The organism is Sphingomonas bisphenolicum, assembly GCF_024349785.1.
GTDB lineage: Bacteria > Pseudomonadota > Alphaproteobacteria > Sphingomonadales > Sphingomonadaceae > Sphingobium > Sphingobium bisphenolicum.
On the sequence record NZ_AP018817.1, the window covers coordinates 3,455,462 to 3,475,837 of the forward strand.

Annotated in this window: 17 protein-coding genes; 3 read left to right on the plus strand and 14 right to left on the minus strand. The window is 65.1% G+C overall.

From position 1 onward, the window contains the following. Nucleotide 1 precedes the first annotated feature (1 nt). From SBA_RS17200 to SBA_RS17210, 3 genes are all read left to right on the plus strand, one after another. Complete coding sequence (locus SBA_RS17200) at nucleotides 2-916, plus strand: sulfite exporter TauE/SafE family protein (RefSeq protein WP_224548501.1); 915 nt, start codon at nucleotides 2-4, stop codon at nucleotides 914-916. After that, a complete protein-coding gene (locus SBA_RS17205; RefSeq protein ID WP_261935298.1) occupies nucleotides 916-1,677 on the plus strand; it encodes a TIGR02186 family protein in 762 nt (253 codons plus the stop codon). Before SBA_RS17200 ends, SBA_RS17205 begins: the two co-directional genes overlap by 1 nt. A 95-nt stretch (nucleotides 1,678-1,772) precedes the next feature. Beyond that, a complete protein-coding gene (locus SBA_RS17210; RefSeq protein WP_261935299.1) occupies nucleotides 1,773-3,098 on the plus strand; it encodes a DUF3422 domain-containing protein in 1,326 nt (441 codons plus the stop codon). Between the two features lie 3 nt (nucleotides 3,099-3,101). On the opposite strand, the gene SBA_RS17215 is transcribed toward SBA_RS17210, so the two are convergent. From SBA_RS17215 to SBA_RS17280, 14 genes are all read right to left on the minus strand, one after another. Beyond that, nucleotides 3,102-6,428, minus strand: a complete 3,327-nt coding sequence (locus SBA_RS17215; protein ID WP_261935300.1) for a glycosyl hydrolase — start codon at nucleotides 6,426-6,428, stop codon at nucleotides 3,102-3,104. An 18-nt stretch (nucleotides 6,429-6,446) separates the two neighbouring features. After that, a complete protein-coding gene (locus tag SBA_RS17220) occupies nucleotides 6,447-7,367 on the minus strand; it encodes an alpha/beta hydrolase (protein WP_261936778.1) in 921 nt (306 codons plus the stop codon). Beyond that, nucleotides 7,367-7,798, minus strand: coding sequence for a hypothetical protein (locus tag SBA_RS17225; RefSeq protein WP_261935301.1), 432 nt, complete (start codon nucleotides 7,796-7,798; stop codon nucleotides 7,367-7,369). Before SBA_RS17225 ends, SBA_RS17220 begins: the two co-directional genes overlap by 1 nt. Next, nucleotides 7,795-8,703, minus strand: a complete 909-nt coding sequence (locus SBA_RS17230; protein ID WP_261935302.1) for an alpha/beta hydrolase — start codon at nucleotides 8,701-8,703, stop codon at nucleotides 7,795-7,797. The genes SBA_RS17225 and SBA_RS17230 overlap by 4 nt, the downstream gene beginning before the upstream one ends. A gap of 12 nt (nucleotides 8,704-8,715) precedes the next feature. Beyond that, nucleotides 8,716-10,032 carry a family 1 glycosylhydrolase gene (locus SBA_RS17235; protein WP_261935303.1) on the minus strand — a complete coding sequence of 439 codons (1,317 nt, stop codon included), beginning with the start codon at nucleotides 10,030-10,032 and terminating at the stop codon, nucleotides 8,716-8,718. 13 nt (nucleotides 10,033-10,045) lie between these two features. Then, nucleotides 10,046-10,897 carry an alpha/beta hydrolase gene (locus SBA_RS17240; RefSeq protein WP_261935304.1) on the minus strand — a complete coding sequence of 284 codons (852 nt, stop codon included), beginning with the start codon at nucleotides 10,895-10,897 and terminating at the stop codon, nucleotides 10,046-10,048. A gap of 75 nt (nucleotides 10,898-10,972) precedes the next feature. Beyond that, complete coding sequence (locus tag SBA_RS17245) at nucleotides 10,973-13,252, minus strand: TonB-dependent receptor (protein ID WP_261935305.1); 2,280 nt, start codon at nucleotides 13,250-13,252, stop codon at nucleotides 10,973-10,975. A 38-nt stretch (nucleotides 13,253-13,290) separates the two neighbouring features. Further along, nucleotides 13,291-14,124, minus strand: a complete 834-nt coding sequence (locus tag SBA_RS17250; protein ID WP_261935306.1) for a fumarylacetoacetate hydrolase family protein — start codon at nucleotides 14,122-14,124, stop codon at nucleotides 13,291-13,293. Nucleotides 14,125-14,212: 88 nt separating this feature from the next. Further along, a complete protein-coding gene (locus SBA_RS17255; protein WP_224548487.1) occupies nucleotides 14,213-15,103 on the minus strand; it encodes a VOC family protein in 891 nt (296 codons plus the stop codon). Next, entirely contained in the window at nucleotides 15,100-15,531 is a 432-nt protein-coding gene (locus SBA_RS17260) for a GlcG/HbpS family heme-binding protein (protein WP_261935307.1), read from the minus strand. The genes SBA_RS17255 and SBA_RS17260 overlap by 4 nt, the downstream gene beginning before the upstream one ends. After that, a complete protein-coding gene (locus SBA_RS17265) occupies nucleotides 15,528-17,027 on the minus strand; it encodes a bifunctional 3-(3-hydroxy-phenyl)propionate/3-hydroxycinnamic acid hydroxylase (protein ID WP_261935308.1) in 1,500 nt (499 codons plus the stop codon). Before SBA_RS17265 ends, SBA_RS17260 begins: the two co-directional genes overlap by 4 nt. Before the next feature lie 16 nt (nucleotides 17,028-17,043). Continuing rightward, complete coding sequence (locus tag SBA_RS17270) at nucleotides 17,044-18,288, minus strand: amidohydrolase family protein (RefSeq protein WP_261935309.1); 1,245 nt, start codon at nucleotides 18,286-18,288, stop codon at nucleotides 17,044-17,046. Nucleotides 18,289-18,368: 80 nt separating this feature from the next. After that, nucleotides 18,369-19,265, minus strand: coding sequence for a LysR family transcriptional regulator (locus SBA_RS17275; protein WP_224548483.1), 897 nt, complete (start codon nucleotides 19,263-19,265; stop codon nucleotides 18,369-18,371). Continuing rightward, complete coding sequence (locus tag SBA_RS17280; protein ID WP_261935310.1) at nucleotides 19,262-20,254, minus strand: threonine ammonia-lyase; 993 nt, start codon at nucleotides 20,252-20,254, stop codon at nucleotides 19,262-19,264. The genes SBA_RS17275 and SBA_RS17280 overlap by 4 nt, the downstream gene beginning before the upstream one ends. Between the last annotated feature and the right edge of the window lie 122 nt (nucleotides 20,255-20,376).

Here is a 20,376-nt window from a genome sequence, read left to right on the forward strand (position 1 = left end):
CATGGATCTTTACCTGCCTATAGCCAATCTGTCGGTCAATGCGCTTGTCATCATCGGCCTGGGCGGTGTCGTCGGGTTGCTGTCCGGCATGTTCGGCGTCGGCGGCGGATTCCTGACGACGCCCTTGCTCATCTTTTACGGCATCCCTCCGACTGTCGCCGCCGCTTCAGCCGCATCGCAAGTGACAGGCGCCAGCGTGTCCGGCGTGTTCACCCATATGTCCCGCGGCACCGTCGATTTCCGCATGGGCGGCGTGCTGATCGCCGGCGGTGTGATCGGCGCTGGCTTGGGCGTCTTCATCTTTCGCCTGCTGCAATATCTGGGCCAGATCGATACCGTCATCGGCATCCTCTATGTGCTGATGCTGGGCGGCATCGGCGCGCTGATGGCCAAGGAATCGATCCAGGCACTGATCGCATTGAAGACCGGCAAACGTCCGCCGGCGCGCAAGCGGCGCCACCATCCCTTGGTGGCGGCGCTGCCGATGCGCTGGCGCTTCTACCGCTCCGGCCTCTATATCTCGCCGCTCGCGCCGCTGCTGCTGGGCATGGCGACCGGAATATTGACGATGTTGCTGGGCGTGGGCGGCGGCTTCATCCTGGTGCCCGCCATGCTCTATCTGCTGGGCATGGCCACGCAGTCGGTGGTCGGCACCTCCCTGTTCCAGATATTGTTCGTGACCATGGCGACGACCATGATGCACGCGATGACGACCAAGGCGGTGGACCTGGTGCTGGCGCTGCTGCTGCTGATTGGCAGTGTGGTCGGCGCGCAGATCGGCACCCGCATCTCCATGTCGATCCGTCCCGAATATCTGCGCATATTGCTGGCCGCGATCGTGCTGCTGGTCGCGGCCCGGATGGCGCTGGGGCTGGGATGGCGACCCGACGAAATCTACACGATCGAGGTGCGCTGATGCGTCGCTGGCCCATCTTGCTCGCCCTGCCCGCCGCGGTGGCGCTGATCGGGGCGGACGAACCGCAACTGGTGCCGGATGTGTCCCAGCGCGAGGTGGAAATCCAGTATAGCTTCACCGGCGCGGACCTGCTGCTGTTCGGCGCGATCGTCTATCCCGACGGGCGGCGCCCCGACAAGCCGGCGGACATCGTCGTCATACTCAAGGGACCGGAACAATCGATCACCATGCGCGAAAAGCAGAAGGTCGCCGGAATATGGGTGAATGCCGACACCGCCCGCTTCCGTTCCGCCCCCAGCTTCTACGCCATGGCCTCGTCGCGTCCGATCGACCGGATCGTGGATGAACGCACCGCCGCCATTTACGAACTGGGCGTCGACAAGCTGCAACTCTCCCCCTCCTCGCTGAATGAAAGCGCGGAACTGTCCCGCTTTCAGTTGGGACTGGTCGATTTGCGAGCGCGATCCGGCCTGTTCGTCGAGCGGCCAGGCACGGTGGAGATCACCGATGGCGTCCTGTATCGCGCACGCCTGCCCTTGTCGGCACGCGTCATCGTGGGCGATTATACGGCCGAGACCTTCCTGGTGCAGGACGGCCGAGTGGTCGCCGCCGCGGTGCGCGACATCACCGTGCGCAAATCCGGCTTCGAACAATTCATGGCTACCGCGGCCGAACATTGGTCCTTCGTCTACGGCCTGGTAGCGATCGCCATGGCCGTGGGCATGGGTTGGGCGGCCGGCGCCATCGCCCGCCGCATCTGACGATCGCCCCATCCTCATTCTTTGGATCCAGCCAATTGCCCAAACCCCATTAGTCCGACTAAAATAAACCGAAATGGATCGAGGGGGATTGGACGATGACGGACGCGGTCATGCAGGCGGGCGATGGCCCATTTCCCAACCTAGCGCAGCGCAGCCATGCCCTGCGCGCATCGCTCTCGCGCGAAATGCATATCCGCAAGATGCCGCGGCTCGACACCCCTGCGCGCGCCGTACAATTCGTGATGATCGTCGATGAGCAGGAGGCGCGGGACAGCGTCCCCGCTCTGCAAGGCCTGTTGCCCTCTAGCGACGCCTCCCCCGATGCGAACGACCGCTTCTTTGCCTGCCGCGTCGGCGCATTGGGGTTTTCCTGGGAACGCCACAGCGAGTTCGTCACCTACAGCTTCATCGCCGACGGCTATGGCGAGCCGTTCGACCTTGCGCCCTTCCTGCCGGTGTCGCACTGGATCGACCAGCTACCGGGGCGGATCATCCGATCGACCCAGATCGCCCTGACCAGGAACGAGCCATCCAACGCGACCATCGCCGCGCATTTCGCTTCCGACGACCTCATCATCTCGGACATCGCGCAAGGACGCGCGCGCATCTGGGGCGATTTCCGGCTGCACGACAATGGGTTCGGCCGACTGCTGATTCAGGATCGAGGACTGGAAGGCGCCGAAGCGTCGCTGTTGGTGCAACGGCTCCAGGAACTGGGCAATTATCGCAAGATCGCCCTGCTTGGCCTGCCCGAAGCGCAGCAGGCGACCCCGGTCCTGGCCAGATTGGAGCAACGCCTGACCGATGTCACCGCACGCGTGGCGGAGCCGCAGGCGGACGCCGACGCCGTGCTGGAGGATATCTCATCGCTCAGCGCCGAACTGGCGCAGATCGTCGCCCGCACTCGCTATCGCATGAGTGCGACCCATGCCTATGCGGAACTCTGCTTCGACCGCATTCGCCGTCTGGATGTCGCGCCGGTGCGCGGCTATCGCTCGCTCGACGATTTCACCGAACGGCGGCTGCTGCCCGCGATGCGGACCTGCGACGCGTTCGGCCGGCGGCTGGAGGATCTGTCGCAGCGCACCGCCTGGACCAGCGCGATGCTGCGGACGCGAGTCGATACCGCCCTGGCGCGCCGCAATCGCGACCTTTTGGCGTCGATGGACCGGCGCACCGGGCTGCAACTGCGCCTGCAGCATACGGTCGAGGGGCTGTCGGTGGTGGCGATCAGCTATTATGCGTTGGGCCTGTGGCATCATCTCAAGGAGGCGATCGAGCATCAGGGCGCCCATCTGCCCGGCTGGATCGACCTGGCCCTGATCCCCGCGATCATCGGCGCGGTTTTCCTGGGCCTGCGCCAGATCAAGAAGGTCAAGCGCCCGCCATCCTTGCGGGACGGCGAGACGCTCGATCATTAGGGTTCATTCGGCGAGCAACTGCACCGGCCCGATCAGGCCGGACGGGCGTAGCGGCGCATCGGGCTTGTAGGTCGGGGCAGCAGTGAAGGTGATCTTCTCCGCTCCGGGTTGCTGGTCGCCGATCAGGCGATTGACCCACAGGTTGGCGACCTTGACCTCCAACTGGTTGTTGCCCGGCTTCACCAGCTTGCCGATGTCCAGGCGATAGGGCGCGAACCAGCTCGTGCCGGCCAGTCTGCCATTGACGCGCACCTCGGCCAGGTCGCCGATCTTGCCGAGATCGATCCACAATGGAGCGCCGGACTTCGCCCCTTTGGGCAAGGCAAAGCGCGTGGCGTAGGTCGCGATTCCGGAGAAATAGCGCACGCCTTTGTCGGCATTGCTTTCGAGCGGCGTCAGGGTCGACATGGCGATGCTGGCGGGCGCGCCTCGACCGGACTGGAAGCTGACGGTCCAGGGACTGGTTAGCGTTGCGACCGAGCGGGTGGCCTTGGCCGCGATGGTGACGGACGACGCCACCGCAGCCTTGCGGAACAGGATGAACAAGGCGTCCTCCGAGCCGACATCCAGCGGAATCACCGTTTCGCCGCCTTCGGTGCGATAGGAGACGGGCGATGTCGTAGCATCGATGGCGCGCCATATTTCGGGCTGCTTGCCGGTCACGCGAAAACGCGCCTCGATATGGCCAGCCTTGGACGTGCGGTTGTTGACGAAATAGAGGTCGCCATCGGCCAGTTTGCGATGGACGAAGCGATAGTCTGCGTCCTGTGCGCCATCGCCGATGCGGAAGTCCGGACCGGTACCAGCGCTTGCGAGCGCCGCTTCGACGTCGCTACTGGCGATCACGCGCCCTTTGCCTTGCGGAGCGCCGCTCCAGAGACGCGTCGTGAGCGCCTTGAACGCGGCGGCGTCATCCTGCAGGCCCGGCGCGCGTTCGGGCGCTTCGCCGATCACGGTCGCCCCCGCATCGACCAACCCGGCGATCCGTTGCAGCGTTGACAGCGTCATCACCCGGCTCGATCCGCCGAGATAGAGCGCGCGGTAACGGGCGTTGCCGGCCACCAGTTCGCCATCGTCCACGCTCATGCGGTTGGCGATGATATCGGCATTCACAAAGTCATAGGCGTAACGGGTCGGCAGATCTACGGGCACGCCATGTTCGAACAGCGAGGTGATCGGCGCGTCCTCGCCGTAGAAATAAGCGAGGTCGGCATGATCGCGCCCCTGCTGCAACAGATAGCCGGTGCGCGCCATATAATCGACCCAGGGCTTGGCCATTTCTGCCCAAGACTCATGCCGATTGAAATATTGGCCGAAGATCATGAGGCTGAGACCCGGGAGTTTGTCGTCGACCGGCTGGTGGACCGAGGTATGGACGATCGGCCGGTTGATGCCCGATGCGAACTCCAGATCGATCACCCGCTTCAGGTCCGACGGCGCAAAGGCCCAGGGCGCGAAGGCCGATGTCATGGACTCCGCCGACACGATATTCTGGCCATAGATATGGGCGACCGACGCCGCCCCCTTCATGTCGCCGATCAGCGTCGGGCGCGGCGCGGCCCCGCGGTTGAAGGTCCACATCGCCGCCATCGGCACATCGGTATGGGACCGCATGGCCAGATCGTCGCCCAGCACCGGGCGACCGTTTTCCAGCGCCTCGCCATAGACGGTCAGACCGTTTTCATGCGCCACCTGTGCCACCGTGCCATAATGGGCGTGGGCCAGAAGGTCGGCGAGTGTCTGGCGATAGTCATGGAGGAAGGCGTCACTGCGCGCAGCGGAGCCGACCACTGCGCCGGTCAGCGTGGGCAGAAACGGCGTCGGGTCATAGCCGCGCCGGGCCTTGAATTCCTCGACCATGCGCGGGGTCCAGTTGGATGCGCCGACCTCGATACTGTCGGTCAGCAGCGCCCGGATGCCTTTCTTGCCGATCCATTCCGCACCCACCGTATCGCGATACATGCCAAGATAGGTTTCAAGATAGCGGCGGACGGCGGCGGCGTCATATTTATCGACCTCCAGGCCGGTCGCTTCGGGCGTGGCGGGATGGTTCATCTTGCCGGTCAGCGAATAGCCCATGCGCAGGATGCGCCAGTCGCTACCCTTGGGTGCGGTCCAGTCGAGCGTGCCGTCGGGACGCAGATGATCGGTGATATCCACGACACTGGCGGGGTCGATAGCCATCGCCGTGGGCACGATACTCTCGCTCAGCCTGTTATAGTCGGGCGCGATGGCGTAGGCGGCCTTCGCTTCATATTGGTCGATCTTCGACTCGGCAGACAGACGCAGGTCGCCGATGCCGAGCGTCGCGCTGGCGGGGCGCCCGAACACGTCGAGCATGATCGCCCCCGGCGCGCCGTCGCCCAGCCCAGGCGACTTGGGTCCATCGTTGGGCGAAAGCACGAGGCGGAAGCGCCGGGCGGTGACGGGCGCGAAGCCGATCGTCGCCGACACTTCGGTCAGGGAAAAGCGGCCGACCGGCTGCCAGCCCTGCACCGTTTCCGCCTCCAGCATCGGGCGATAGACCGGATCGCCAAAAGGCGGCCGGGCATGGGGCACGAACAGGCTGGCGGAACGGATGGTGACGGGCTTGCCATAGTCGAGGATCAGCCCGCCCGGATTAGCGGCGTCGCCCTTGGCGATCTGCCCCACGGTTTCGAGGTCGTTATCGAACAAAGGCGCTGCGGCGAGCGCCGTTCCGTCCGCCTGAAAGACGCGCGGCTGCGACAAAAGGCTGACTTTGATCGGATAGGCAAGGACGCGCGCGTCGGCATAGAAGCTGGGCAGCGCGCCTGTTTCCTCGCCGGCGGCGAGCGGATCGCTGAACTTCGCGCTCTGGAACGCGCCGGTAATGGAGGGCGGCGCGGCCAGCGCTCTCTTCAGGCGCTGGCCGCCGCGCAGGTCGGTTTCGCTCCAGACCAGCTTCTTCATCGCGTCCTGCGGCTTGACCCAGGGACCGCCCGTCTCGCTCCAGCCCGGCGAGGCGGCGATGGCGAATTCCAGACCCTTGGCATCGGCCGTCTGGACAGCGTGACGGAACGCATCCTTCCAGCCGTCGGTCATATAAGGCAGCCGTTCCTTGACGATCTGCGGCGTCATCAGGCTGGCGTCGAAATTCTGTACCCCGCCAATGCCCATGCGGGCCATCCAGTCGAGATCCTTGTCGATCCCGTCCTTGGTCACATTGCCGTTCATCCAATGCCACCAGACGCGCGGGCGCGCCGATTGGGGCGGATTGCGGAAGCCGTCGGCCAGCTCGTCTGCCCAGAGCGGCACGTTGAAGGAGGCGCAGGCCAGCAAGGCGGCGAGGCGAAGAGCTTTACGGGTCATGAGCAATCCTTACGAAAATCAGTGCGTGCCGAGCAGGCCGCGCATGTCCATCCAGGCGAGGAATTCGGGCAGGAGCATCGCCGTCGTCGTCCCCGGCCGACCCGCTCCAAAGCCATGGTCGCCCCGTTCATAGGCATGAAGTTCGACCGGACGCTTCGCCTTGCGCCAGGCTTCGACGATGCCAAAGCCCTGCTTGGCGAACAGGCCGTCATCCATGGCGATGGCGTTGAACATGGGCGGCGCATCCGCGGGCACCGCTATTTCGATCATGGGGCCGTAGATATAGCCGATAAAGGCAGGGCGCAGGTCGCCCTTGCCATCCAGCACCGCGTTCAGCGTTGTTATTGCGCCGGCCGAAAAGCCGATCATGCCGATACGCGCCGGATCGACATGCCAATCCGCGGCGCGGCTACGGATGATGGCCAGCGCTTGCAACGCATCCTGCGTGGCGCGGGGTTCCTTGACCTCCGGCGTCGAACTGGACTGCGCGGCGGCCGAGAAACGCTGCCCCATGACGCCCATGAAAGCCTTGTCGTCGCGCGGCGTTTCGTTGAGGCGATATTTCAGCACGAAGGCGGCGACGCCATGGTCGGCCAGCCAGCGCGCGATATCGCTGCCTTCGCCTGTCATCGACAGCGACAGGAACGCGCCGCCGGGCGCGACCACTACCGCCGCGCCGGTCGACTTGGCGGGATCGGGCAGATAGGGCGTAATGGTCGGGCGCACGACGTTGCGGACCATGATATTGTCGATGCTGTTCGCGCCGATCCGAACATGCATGCTCGACCATTGTTCGTCGTTGCCAGCCTTCACTGCGGGCTGGTCCGGATAGAGCGCGATCGCCCCCTCCTGCCCCTGCGACGGAACCGTTTCCATGCGCACGTCCTGCGCCATCGCGGGCGTGGCGAGCATCAGCGCCAGCGTCATCATAGAACGGATCATCGGGTCATCCTCTTGAGAGCCAGGGTTGTTATGAGGGCGCCCAGCGATCCGCCGTAGAGCAATTTCAGCGCCAGTGCCTGCCCCCAGCCGATAGGCGGTAGAGCGGCAGCATCGGTCGCCCAGGCCAGCAGACCGCCGAGCACCGCGCCACCGATTGCAAAGCCGAACGCGCGCAGGAGGATGGTGCGGACCGATATGGCCAGCCCAAGCCGCTTGCGTGCGATCAAAGACGGGACGAGCGCGCTCATGAGTGCAACGGCGATGCTCTGCGGCACGAAGTCGAGGCCCAGCGCATCGGGTGCGCCCCAGGTGAGCGGGCGCGCAACCATCCCGAAAATGCCGAGGAAGAAGGCCAGGCTGAGGGTCGCGTTGATCGCAAAGCCGATGCCGGCCTCGCCCGCGATCGGCAAGGCCGGCACGGCGCTCATTGGGCGACCTTCGCGTTCAGCAGCCCGCGCATGTCCAGCCAGGCCTGGAATTGCGGCAACACGCCCATGGTCGTCGTACCAGGCTTGCCCGTGCCAAAGCCATGGTCGCCACGTTCATAGGCGTGCAGTTCGACCGGCGCATGGGCGCGGCGCCAGCTTTCGACCAGGCCGTAGGAGGGATTGGGGAACAGGCTGTCGTCATTGGCGATGGCGGCGAACATGGGCGGCGCATCGGCCGGCACCTCGCGCGCCAGCATGGGGCCATAGACATAGCCGATGAAGGATGGGCGATCGCTCCCCTTCCCTTCCAGCGCTGCGTTGAGCACAGTCATCGCACCGGCGGAGAAACCGATCATGCCTACACGCTGCGGATCGACGCCCCATTTGCCGGCGCCGGCGCGCACCAGCTTGAGTGCCGCCAGCGAATCCAGCGTTGCGCGCGGTTCAGTGATTCCCGGCGCGGCAGTCGGATCGCGCAGCGACTCCGCCATGCGCTTGCCCATATAGGCGGACGCTTCGCCGATGTCGGCGGGGGTCTGGTTCAGCCGATATTTCAGGACGAAGGCGGCGATGCCGTGATCGGCGAGCCAGCGCGCGACGCTCCAGCCCTCATGATCCATCGCCAGCAGCATGAAGGCGCCGCCGGGCGCGACCACCACCGCCGCACCGGTCGCCTTGGCGGGATCGGGCAGGACAGGCGTGATGGTCGGCACGGTGACATTGCGCACCGCCAGATCCTTACCGAAACGCACCCAATTTTCGGTCGATCCTTTGGGTGCCTTCATGTCCGGATAGAGCGGAATGGCGTTCGGATCGGCGGGGGCTTCGGCGGGAACCGGCGTCGGCATCTGGGCGATGGCGGGAACCGCGAGTACAAGGGCGACAGCGGCGGCGATACGCTTCATGTCTTTCTCTCCTTAGACCGCATTGCGGCTGGCGATCGCGCCATAGACGGCGGCGCTTGGTTTGGCGGTGCGGGCGAAGGTGACCGGATCGACGCTGTGCAGGCCGAACTTGACCTTATAGCCGAATATCCATTCGAAATTGTCGAGCAACGACCAGTGGCAATAGCCCAGCACCGGCACGCCGTCGTCCATCGCCTTCTTGAGTTCGGCGAGCGCCGCGGGGATGAATGTGGCGCGGATGGTGTCGTCGGTCGTGCCGACGCCATGTTCCGACACCAGGATCGGCACGCCTGTCGCTGCATGGGCGTAGCGGACCGCGCCCGCGAGCGAGGGCGCCCAGACTTCGGTGCCAGACCAATTGACGATCGAACCGGCGGGCGTTGGCAGACGCCCCTTGTCGCCCCAGAGCGCGCGCTCGTAATTCTGAACGCCCATGAAGTCGTCGGCCTTGGCTATGTCCAGCCAGTTGCCGTACAATTCCTTCCGCATCCGGTCGCGCACCGAGTTCCTGCCGACCGCCTGATCATCCATCAATGCAAGAGAGAAGCCGACAGGCAGGTCGGGACGGACCGCCTTGATCGCGGCCTTGCCCGCTTTGTGTGCCGCCTCCAGACCGGCCTGCAACGCTGGTAGATCCTCGACCCCGGCGACATTGGCGGCGACGAATTTCGGCACGCCCAGGCGCTTGGCCGCGGTTTCCAGCGTGAGTTTCTGGATGTCCCACACCTGCGGCGGCAGCATGGGCTTCAAAAGCAGCAGGATATTGGGTTCGTTGAAGGTGATGGCGCTGGCGATCCCCTGCCCCAGCGCGCGCATCGCCTTGTCGCAATAGCGGGCGAACAACTGCGCGCTTTCCGGGTTGGTCCAGCCGCCCTGCGCGCTGAACCAGCGCGGCGCGGTGAAATGGCTGAAGGTCACGATCGGCGCCAGACCGCGCTGGAGGCAACCGTCGATGATCGCCTTGTAATGGGCCAGCATCGCCTGGGAGAAGAGGCCCTTCTCCGGCTCGATCCGCGCCCATTCGATACCGAAGCGATAGGCATTGAGGCCCATGCCCTTGACCAGATCCAGGTCGGTTTCCCACAGTTCGAAACTGTTGCAGCTATCGCCCGATGGTTCGGCGAAGACGGTCGGCTGCTGGTTTTCGATAAACCACAGGTCGCTGGCGATGTTGTTGCCCTCGATCTGGTGCGGCGCGGTGGCGACACCCCAATAGAAGCCCTTGGGGAAGCCGGGGCTGGCGGCCGCCTTGCGCGCGGCCATGGCGGGAGCGGCCATCATGGCCCCGGTGGCGATTCCGGTCGCGAGCAGCGTCCTGCGATCGAGCATCTGTTTCTCCTGATTATGATTTGGTGGTTTCGCGCACGAAAGCGCAGATTTCGTCCGATAGCCGCCGGTCGGCGGTGCCAAGGTGCATGGCCATGCTGTAATGGTTGTGGCCCGAATGGATGAAGGCCCGCGGCATGGCGCCGTGGCGGGTGCGGCGATCCTGCATCAGCCCCAGAAACTCGGCCTGAAAGCGCGGCGGATCGAACTCGGCGCAGGCCAGGAACAGGGGCAGGCTGGTGGAGGCGACCGCATCCAGCGGCATCCGGTCGGGATAGAGCGCCGGGTCGCCATAATAATATGTGTCGCGCTCATCGAGCGGCGTGTAGCCGTAGAGACCTGAGAGCAGGATTGCGGCGCGAATATCGCGGACGCCGGCCAGTTTCAGATAGCCCGCCACATGCACCGAACCGGCGGACGTGCCCATCAGCACGATCCGCTCCGGATCGCCGCCATGTTGCGCCGCATGGGCCTTGAGCCAGGCGACGACGGCCGCGACATCTTCCGATCCGGCAGGCCAGACATTGTCCGGTGCGAGGCGATAGTTGATGACGCCCCCCACAAACCCGGCCTGTGCCGCCATGCGACCGACATTTGCGTTGGGCCAGGCATCGACGCCGCCCTTGTCGCCCTTGAGGAAGCCGCCGCCGTGGACGAAGACGAGGACGGGCGCCAGATTGCTGCCCTGCGGCCGATACAGGTCGAGGCGATGTCGCTCATGCGGGCCATAGGCGATATCCGCGACCGTCACCGGCACCTGCTCGCGCAGGGCGGATTGGTCGGCATCGAACAGGGCGCGACATTGCGCGAGAATGTCCGGGCCAAGGTCGGTGCCCATGGCGGCGATCGATTGTCTGATCTGGTTCATTCCCGCATCCCTGACCGCCACGATTGACAAAAAAGAGGCAGGGCGGCGTCACCTGCGCCGCCCTGCCTTATCGCATCAGAATTTGGCGTCGAAGCTGATACCGACCTGACGGAAGGACTGCGGACCGTAGATGGCGCCGATATTCTGCTCCCCGCTATCGGTGGTATAGGGGAAACTGCTCTGCATCAGCGAGGGCTCGTGCACGTCGAACAGGTTGCGGCCGAACACCGCGACGCTGTAGCGATTATCCTCGGTACGGACGCCGATGCGACCGCCGACCAGCCAGTGCGAACGGAAGGTGGTTTCGCTGTTCGAATTGGCTTCATAGCGGACCCGCGACTTCCAGACCGTATCCGCGGCCAGGAAACCGTTGAAGCGGCTGGTGACAGGCACTTCATATTCGCCAGACAGGGTGAACTTATATTTCGGGGCATAGGCCAATTGGCTGCTGCCGATGTCAGTCCCATCAGTGCCGATAAAGCCCTTCGGATAGGTCGCCTTGGCATAGATGAAGCCGGTGTTCAGCGACAGGCCGTCGAACACCTTGCCGAAGAAGTTGATTTCCGCGCCGCGGGACTTCACGCCATCGATGTTGGTCTGCACGCAGGAGATGACCGCTGTGCTATCGACCGTGCATTGTTGCGCCTGGAAGTTCTTGATCTTCTGATAGAAGACGCTGAGGTCCGCCACCCAGCCGCCGAACAGGGTGCTCTTGAGCCCCGCTTCATAGGCCATCGGAATTTCCGGCAGCACGACGAACGGCTGGAGCGGGGCCGACGGGGTTGCGATCTGGCCCCCTTTGAAGCCGCGCGATGCGGTCGCATAGACCATCGTCCGCTGGTCGAGGTCATATTGCGCGCCCAGACGCCACGAGAATTTCTGAACGTCGAGGACCGTCCTGGTGAACGGATCGGCGGGAATCGCATAGTTATAATAGTCGAGCGACAGGCGGTCGGTGGTGTAGCGACCACCGGCGATCAGGCGCAGGCTGGGCGACAGATGGAAGGTGCCCTGACCGAAGAAGGCGAGCGATTCGTCCTTGATTGCGACGTCGGCACCAGGATTCCGCACGATGGGAATGACGAAGCCGGGGAACGGCACGACCGAGACCGACAGGGTTTCGGGATCGCGCAACTGCTTCTGGTTCGAATAGAAGGCGCCGAGCGTATATTCCAGGAACTGGTCCGCAGGCGAAGACACCCGGAATTCCTGCGTGAACAGGCTGAGCCGACGATTCACGGCGCCATTGCCGACCTGCAGTTCCAGCGGCTCGCCGCGGAACACGTCGGTCGCTGCGCCAAAGCCGGTCTCGTTCGATTTGCGATAGGCGGTGACGGAGGTCAGTGTGAACGGATCGGCTTCATAATCGATCTGAAGCGAACCGCCGTAATTTTCCGAACGACCGACATAGGCACTGCTGGAGCAATAGTTGCGATTGCCCTCGCCCGGCGTCACACCGCAGCTTGCAAGGCGCGCCGTAATGCCTTGGCCATCCTGGAGCAGGCCGCCCAGTGCCGTGCCCGGTCCGCTGGTCTTGACGAAGGTAAAGAAGTCGCCGCCATTTTCAGCCCGGCTCTTGCTATAGTCGCCGATCAGGTTGGCGGTCAGCCGCTCGGTCGGTTCCCAGAGCAGGCGACCGCGCAGACCATAACGGTCATTGTCGTTGTAGTTACCAGTCAGTGTATTGCGGTTGACGCCCTGGCGCAGGTTGGTGACGCCCGACACACGAATGGCCGCGTTCGACGCCAGCGGGATGTTGACCACGCCCTGAATCACCTGATTGCCGAATTTGGAACCGGCAGTGCCGGCATCCGACAATTCGGTGCGGACGCGCGCAGAAAAGCCGTTGGGATCGGGCGCGTTGGTGGTGATATTGATGACACCGGCCGAGGTGGTGAGGCCGAAGAGCGTGCCCTGCGGCCCCTTGAGCACTTCGATCCGCGACACGTCGAACAGGTCGGAGATGTTGGCATTGCCTTGGCTCACCTGATCGACGACGACGCCGACCGAAGCGACCGCGCCGGCCGAGAAAGTCTGGGTCCCGATGCCACGGATCGCGCCGCCGCCGCCGGTATTCTGGCCGGGCGCCTGCTGGATTTCCAGCGACGGCGCGATGCGGCTGAGGTCGTTGACCGTATTGACCTGCTGCCGTTCCAGTTGGGCCTGGTTGGCGACGGTGATGGAAATGGGTACCTCCGTCACCTTCTCGGCCTTGCGCTGAGCGGTGACGATGATGTCCGAATTGGCGTCGGGCGCCGCCTGCTCAGGCGCAGCAGCATCCTGGGCCATGGCGGGCGCCGTCAGCGCGATGACACTGGCACTGGCGAGCGCCGCGATCGAAATGAAGTTACGCATATATATTCCTCCCCTTCTTATGATTGGGTCGTTCAGGCTTATTGTTCGTCGATGATGCGGTTGGTGAGCGTACCGATGGCGCCGATGGCGACTTCCACCTTGTCGCCGGCTTTCATGTAGAGCGGCGGGGTGCGCTTATCGCCGACGCCGCCGGGGGTGCCTGTGGCGATAACGTCGCCGGGGGCGAGCGGCGTGAAGGCGCTGATATATGCGATGACCGTGGGGATATCCCAGATCATGTCGGCGATCGGCTGATCCTGCACCAGTTCGCCGTTGAGGCGGGTCTGGACGCGGAGCGCGCCAAGGTCTTCGATTGCGTCCGCCGTCACCAGCGCGGGGCCGAAACCGCCGGTGCCGGGGAAAGTCTTGCCAGGCGTGAACTGGATATTGTGACGCTGCCAGTCGCGCGCGGACCCGTCGTTGAAGCAGGCATAGCCCGCGACATAGGCCCAGGCGTCGGCGGCGACGACCTTGTGGCACGGCTTGCCGATGACGACCGCCAGTTCGCCCTCATAATCGAAGCGCTCGGTCACGCGGGGCTTCACCAGCGGCTGGCCGTCGGCGACCAGACTGTCGGCATAGCGCACGAAGATCGCGGGATGCGCCTTCTGCTCGCGGCCGGTTTCCTTGACATGTTCGGCATAGTTCAAGCCGACGCACAATATCTTGGCAGGATCGGGGATGACCGGCAGCAGCACGACATCGGCGGCGGCGAAGGACGCGCCGTCGGCCAGCATCGACAGGCTGCCGTCGCTCAGCGCCGCCTTCAGGCTGGGCGTCGCATCGGTCGCCAGTTCCACGATCGTCTCGCCATCCTGGCGACCGAAGCTGGGGGTGCCGTCGGGGCGGCGGAAGCTTACAAATCGGGTCACGTCTCTGTCTCCTCTACCGCGCGGGGCGGCCTTCAATCCTGTCGTTCCGAGCAGCGCGCCGCCAAGCGCGGCGAGCGCGGTGCGGCGGTCAAGCGTCAAGCGGCGCGGCCTCCCAGTCGCGGCGATGACGGAATTTCTCCTCGGCGGCGCGCAGGCCGCCGAAATCCTTGTCGGACATGCCCCACTGGTCGATCCGCTTTTCGGGCCAGGTCCAGTCCTCGGGCGCGCCGGCCTGATAATCGTCGGGCACTTTGTTCACCGCAGTCGAAAATTCGATGACCGGGCCAAAGGGGGCGATGAAATAGGCGAAGACATTGGCGCCCGGGCCATGACGACCCGGACCCCAGGCCGGGGCCATGTCCTGATCGCGCAGGCGACCGATGCCGCGCATCACCGCGTCCAGATCCTCCATCTCGAAGGCGATATGGTTGAGCGACGCGAAGCCTGCGCGCGCGAAGGCGGTCGAATGATGCGAGTCGTTGCAGCGCACGAAGACCATGCCCTTCGTCCGGTCCGACACGCGGAAGCCCAGCGCATCCTGGACCAGATGGCCGGTCGCTTCTGCGTCAGCGCTGTTGAAGACGACATGGGTGAGCTTGACCGGCAGGTCATGCCCCTCGATCGGCGCCACTTCCGCCGCGTCGACCAGGAAGCGCAGCAGTTCACCCTCGGCCAGTTCGACGATGATGCCGTGGCCGCCGCCCAAATCATCAGAAGTGGCGGGCGCGGCGGTCAGGCCCGCTGCGCTGACCGCGCGCTTGAGCTGCTCCAGCCGGTCGGCGGTACAGACGAAGGTGGTCGAGCGGACATAGCTGTCGGCTGATTCCTCCAGTGCCACCAGATAGGGGAAGCTGCCCGATCCGCGCAGATAATGGATATTGCCGACGACGTCCGCCGGCGCCATGCCCCAAATGTCGGTCATGAACGCGGCGGCGTCCGCCGCGCCGGGCATCGCCAGTTCGATGCTGCGTAATTTCATTGCACGTCTCCGTGGGAAAGGCCGGCGGCGAGGATACCGGCGATGGCGCAGGCTTCGTCGCAATCGCCGGTGTCGCCGCTGATCCCGACGGCGCCGATCACCGTTCCTTCCACGTCACGGATCAGCACGCCGCCGGGCGACAAAGCGAGCCGACCACCGGTGGCGGCGACGACGCTCTGAAAGAATAGGGGGTTGGCAGCGGCGCGCACGGCCAGAAGCCGGGTGTCCGCCCCCATGCCCAGCGCGCCTGTGGCCTTGGCCTTCGCTATGTCGAAGCGGAACAGGCTGGCGCCATCCTCGCGCACGGTGGCAACAGGGTGCGCACCCGCGTCCAGCACGACCAGGGCAAGCGGCTGCGCGCCATCGGCGCGGGCCTTGTCCAGCGCTGTGTCGATAATCGTGCGCGCCTGGGCGAGAGTAAGGCTCATGCGGCAATCTCCTGTCGAGGGACGCCGGCGATCAGGGCGGCGCGGCGGGCGATGAGGTCCGACGGCTTGCCGGTGCCGAAGACATAATGGTCGGGCCGGACCAGCACGGCGTCGGCGTTGCGATCGGCCAGCCAGGCGGCGATCGCGCCCTGGTCGTCCAGTCGCGCGAGGTCGATGACGGTCACGTCGGCCCTGTCGATCGGGGTCCGGGTGAAGAGACGCCAGCCGCCGCCCGTCACGTCGTCGAGCAGCCGGTTGCCGACGCGCGGCTGGATGAAGCGTTCGCCAGCGCCCGGCGTATCGCCGGCGATGATGCCGGCGGCGATGGCGGGGATCAGGTCGGCGGCGGTGCCATGTTGCGCACCCTTTGCGGCTTCGCGCATCGCCGCATCGCGCTCGGCGGCCGCCTGCGGGTCAAGCATACAGATATAGCGGCCCGCGCCCACGGCGGCGGCGATGACGGCGCGAACATGGGGATCGCGTTCAGGCTGGTAGCTGTCGAGCAAGGCGTCGGGTGCATGGTCCTTCAGCACTGCTTCCAGTTTCCAGGCGAGGTTCGCGACATCGCGCAGGCCATGGCACATGCCCTGCCCGAAAAAGGGCGGCGTCTGGTGCGCGGCATCGCCGGCCAGGAAGACGCCGCCCATCCGCCACCGCTCGGCGATCAGTCCATGAAAGCGATAGGTCGCCGCGCGCACCACCTTGTGCGGAACCCCGGAGAGATAGGGTGCGACAAGGGCAGCGACCGCATCGGGCGCCATCATCGCCTGATCGTCTTCGCCCGGCAGCAGCATGAATTCCCAGCGGCGGTGATTGCCGCGCCCCGGCACGATCGTCGCCGGGCGTTCGGGATCGCACATCATCACCGACAGCTTTTGCAGGTCGGCGGCGTCAGGGACGCCCCACAGGTCGGGGAAGCGCACCGGGCCATCGACTTCGGCATCGACCACCAGCCAGGGCTCTTCGAAATCCAGATCGTCAAGGCGGACGTCCAGCGCCTTGCGCACCGCGCTGCGCGATCCGTCGCACGCGATGACATAGCGGGCCTGCTCCGCCTGGCCACCCGACAGGCGCAGCGTGACGCCGCTTTCATCCTGTTCCAGCCCTTCAAATGCGATGCCGAGTTGGACAGTTATATTGGGATAATCGGCCAGCGCCTCGCGGAGACGATCCTCCAGTTCGGGCTGGTAGAAGAAATAGTCGTTGGACCAGCTAAACGGGCGCGCCCGGCCGACCGTCCCCATATAGCGGATGACGCCATGGTCGGCGCCGACATGCAGATGGCCTTCGGTGTCGCGCATGTCGCTCGCCACCCGATCGATCACGCCGGCCGACTGGAACAGCCGCATCATTTCATGGTCCAGATGGACCGCGCGGGGCAGCGGATAGGGATGCGCCTCCTGCTCGATCACTAGGACAGACAGGCCGGATTTGCCCAGTAAATTGGCCGCAAAGGCCCCCACCGGCCCGCAGCCGATGATCGCAACGTCGAACATGGTAGCGTCTTTCCGGTCAGGCGGTCACGGGCTGCGCTGCGGGCGATTTATGCATCCGCCCGCCCAGCATGATCATCTTGATATGATTGGCATCCTGCATGATGCGGACATCCTGCGTCGGGTCGCCGTCGATCAGCAGCAGGTCGGCCAGATAACCCGGCTTCACCTGTCCAACTGGCTGTCCCATCAGCTGCCCGCCCAGCATGGTCGCGGCGCTCAATGCCTCGGCCGGGGTGAAGCCATAATAGGTGACGAAATGCTCCAGGTCGCGGGCGTTGCGGCCATGGGGATTGAAGGGAAAGCCATAGTCGCCGCCGGGCAGGATACGTACGCCCCGCGCCTTCAGCTTGGGAACCAGGACTTTCTCCAGTTCCAGACGCTCGGCCGCGCTGGCCTTCATGGAACTCATGTTGATATGCGGCGGCGGCGAGGCTTCCAGCGCGGCGACCGAGACGCCGGGGCCGGGAGCGTAGAAGATGTCGTCCTTCTTTGCCGCCATCGCGTCGATCGCGGCATCGTCGGCGAAGGAGCAATGATAGAGGATGCGCGCACCCGCTTCGAGCGCGAGGGTGATGGCGCGGGGCGAATAGGCGTGGGTGGCGATCCACAGCCCTGCATCCCTGGCGGCTTCGCCAGCCGCCAGCATTTCCGCGTCGGTGTATAGAATGTCGCCCGACGATCCGGGCTTCAGCGCGTCTTCGCCGGAAATGACGAGCTTGAGCGACTTCACCCCTTCCGCTGCGCAATAGGCGACGAAGGCGCGCATCGCGTCGGGACCGCGGCCGTTGAACACGTCTCCGGTTTCGACCCCTTCCTCACCTTCGGGGCTGCGCTCCAGCGTCGAAGGAACGAGACGGGGACCGGGGGTTTCGCCCGCTTCGATCGCGCGGGCCAGTTCGGGCTCGATCTGGTCGCCCAGCGCGCCGGCCGAATAGAGGCTGGTATAGCCATGGTCGAGCAGCACCCGGGCATTGCGCCAGGCGGCGACCTTCAACTCTTCGGGCGGCAGGATGAACTGGTGATAGATTTTCTCGATCGAGCTGCCCCAGGTGAGATGGGTATGGGAATCGACCATGCCGGGCATCAGCGTGCCGCCCTGACCGTCGATCACATTGTCCGCTTCGACCGCGGCGATGGCGGCGATGGCGGCGTTGTCATGCAGGACGGCTGCGATCCTGTCATCTTCTATGACCACCGCTCCGGCGACCGGGGCGCTGCCCGTACCGTCGAAGATAGCGATGTTGCGGATGATGTGCCGCACGATGGTCTCTCCCGAAAGCTCTTGTTGGGACGCTTATGCGTTGCTTTCGAACCAAAGAAAAATAATGATTTTTGCGAACGTCATAGCTTGGAGCTATGAATAAGAACGTCGAGCAGCGCATCGCCCAGTCGGGACAGCCGCCCGCCTGCCAGCATCCGTACGCCGATGCTGCGTGGAAAGGCGGCTTCCTCGATGGTGATGGCGCGCAGTACGCCAATCGACAGTTCGGCTGACGCGACCTGCATCGGCAAGATGGTGACGCGCTGGCTGCCCCGCACCATCGCCTTGGTGGTGAGCAGGGAATCGCAGCGGATTATGTCCTGCGGCACGGGAATGTCGGCGGCCATGAACAGGGCGTCCACCTGCCGGCGGAAAGCGCCGCGCGCTTCGGGCAAGACCCAGCGCATCAGCGCAGTGTCGCGCAACGACAGGCTGGCGGGGAGATGGTCGTTCTGCTTGCCCACGATCAGGGCGAAGGGATCGCGGGAGAAAGTCCGCTCCTCTATGCCCTCCGGCGGTTCGTCGATGCCGGTGGTGACGAAGGCGAGTTCGATGTCGCCGCGATGGAGCATCGCGGCCAGATCATGGTCGGGCCGCTCCACGACATGCAGCGCGAAGCGGCCGATCCGCGCCTCCAGCCGGTGTACCGCGTCGGGCAACAGGCTGACCAGCGCGCCGGGTGTGCCGCCGATCCGCAACGGTCCGACAATGCCGCGGCTGGCGAGTTGCACTTCCGCCTGCACATCGGCGAGAAGGCTGTCCATCGCCTCGGCGCGGCGGAGCAGCGCCTGCCCTTCCGGCGTGAGCCGGATCCCGCTACGCGAGCGTTCGAACAGCGAGACGCCCAGCGACTGCTCCAGTTGCGCGATGGCATTCGACACCGACGGCTGCGAAATGTTGAGCGCACGCGCGCCGCCGCTGATGCTGTTGGCGCGGCACACCGCCAGGAAGGTGCGGATCGCGCGCGGGTCGATCATGCCGGACCACCGCCGATAATCGCCGCATAGGCTGCGGGGTCGACATTGCTGCCGGACAGCAGGACGACACTCGCGCCATCGCACGACGGCGCGAGGTCATGGAGCATCGCCGCCAGCGCGACCGCCCCACCCGGCTCCACCACCAGCTTGAGCGTGGAAAAGGCGAAGCGCATGGCGTCGCGCACCTGATCGTCGCTGACGACGAGGCCGCCGGACAGCAGCGCCCGGTTGATCGGGAAGGTCATCGCGCCGGGACTGGGCGCCATCAGCGCGTCGCAGATGCTGCGGGCGTCCGACGCTATGCTTTCGCGCACGCCGCTGGCGAGCGACCGGGCGGTATCGTCGAAATCGGCGGGTTCTACGGTATATACGGCGATATCAGGCGCACGCGCCTTCACCGCCGTCGCGATGCCAGCGGTCAGGCCGCCGCCGCCGCAACAGACGAGAATCTGGCCGATGATGGCACCCGCCTCCGCCGCCTGGTCGAGGATTTCAAGGCCAGCCGTCCCCTGCCCTGCGATGATGAAAGGATCGTCGAAGGACGGCACGAGCGTCGCGCCCCGGCTGCGTGCCAGTGCGGTGGCGATTTCTTCGCGACTTTCGCTGTGGCGGTCATAGGTGACGACCTCCGCCCCCAGCGCGCGGGTATTGGCCAGTTTGATCGCGGGTGCATCGGCGGGCATCACGATGGTCGCCGGCATGGCGAGCAGTTGGGCCGCAGCGGCTACGCCCTGGGCGTGATTGCCCGACGACCAGGCAACGACGCCGGCCGCCCGCTGCTGCGCATCAAGGCGGGCGAGGCGGTTGTAAGCGCCGCGGAACTTGAACGATCCGGTACGCTGCGCCCCTTCGAACTTCAGCAGGACACGGCGGCCCAGCCGGTCGTTGAGCGCATGATTTTCTAGCAGCGGCGTGCGCACCGCCGCAGGGGCGATGATGCGGACGGCGTCGATGATGGCCTCGATCGTGACGGCGGGCTGTCGGTCCATGCGCTACTCCTGCTTTGGCCCAAGGTTTTAGCTGCGGGCCGGGCCAGGGAGAAGCGGCAACTTAGGATCTATTGCCATCTTGCGAGGACTCGCTTTTCGGCACCCTGTCGGCGCAGGGCCAG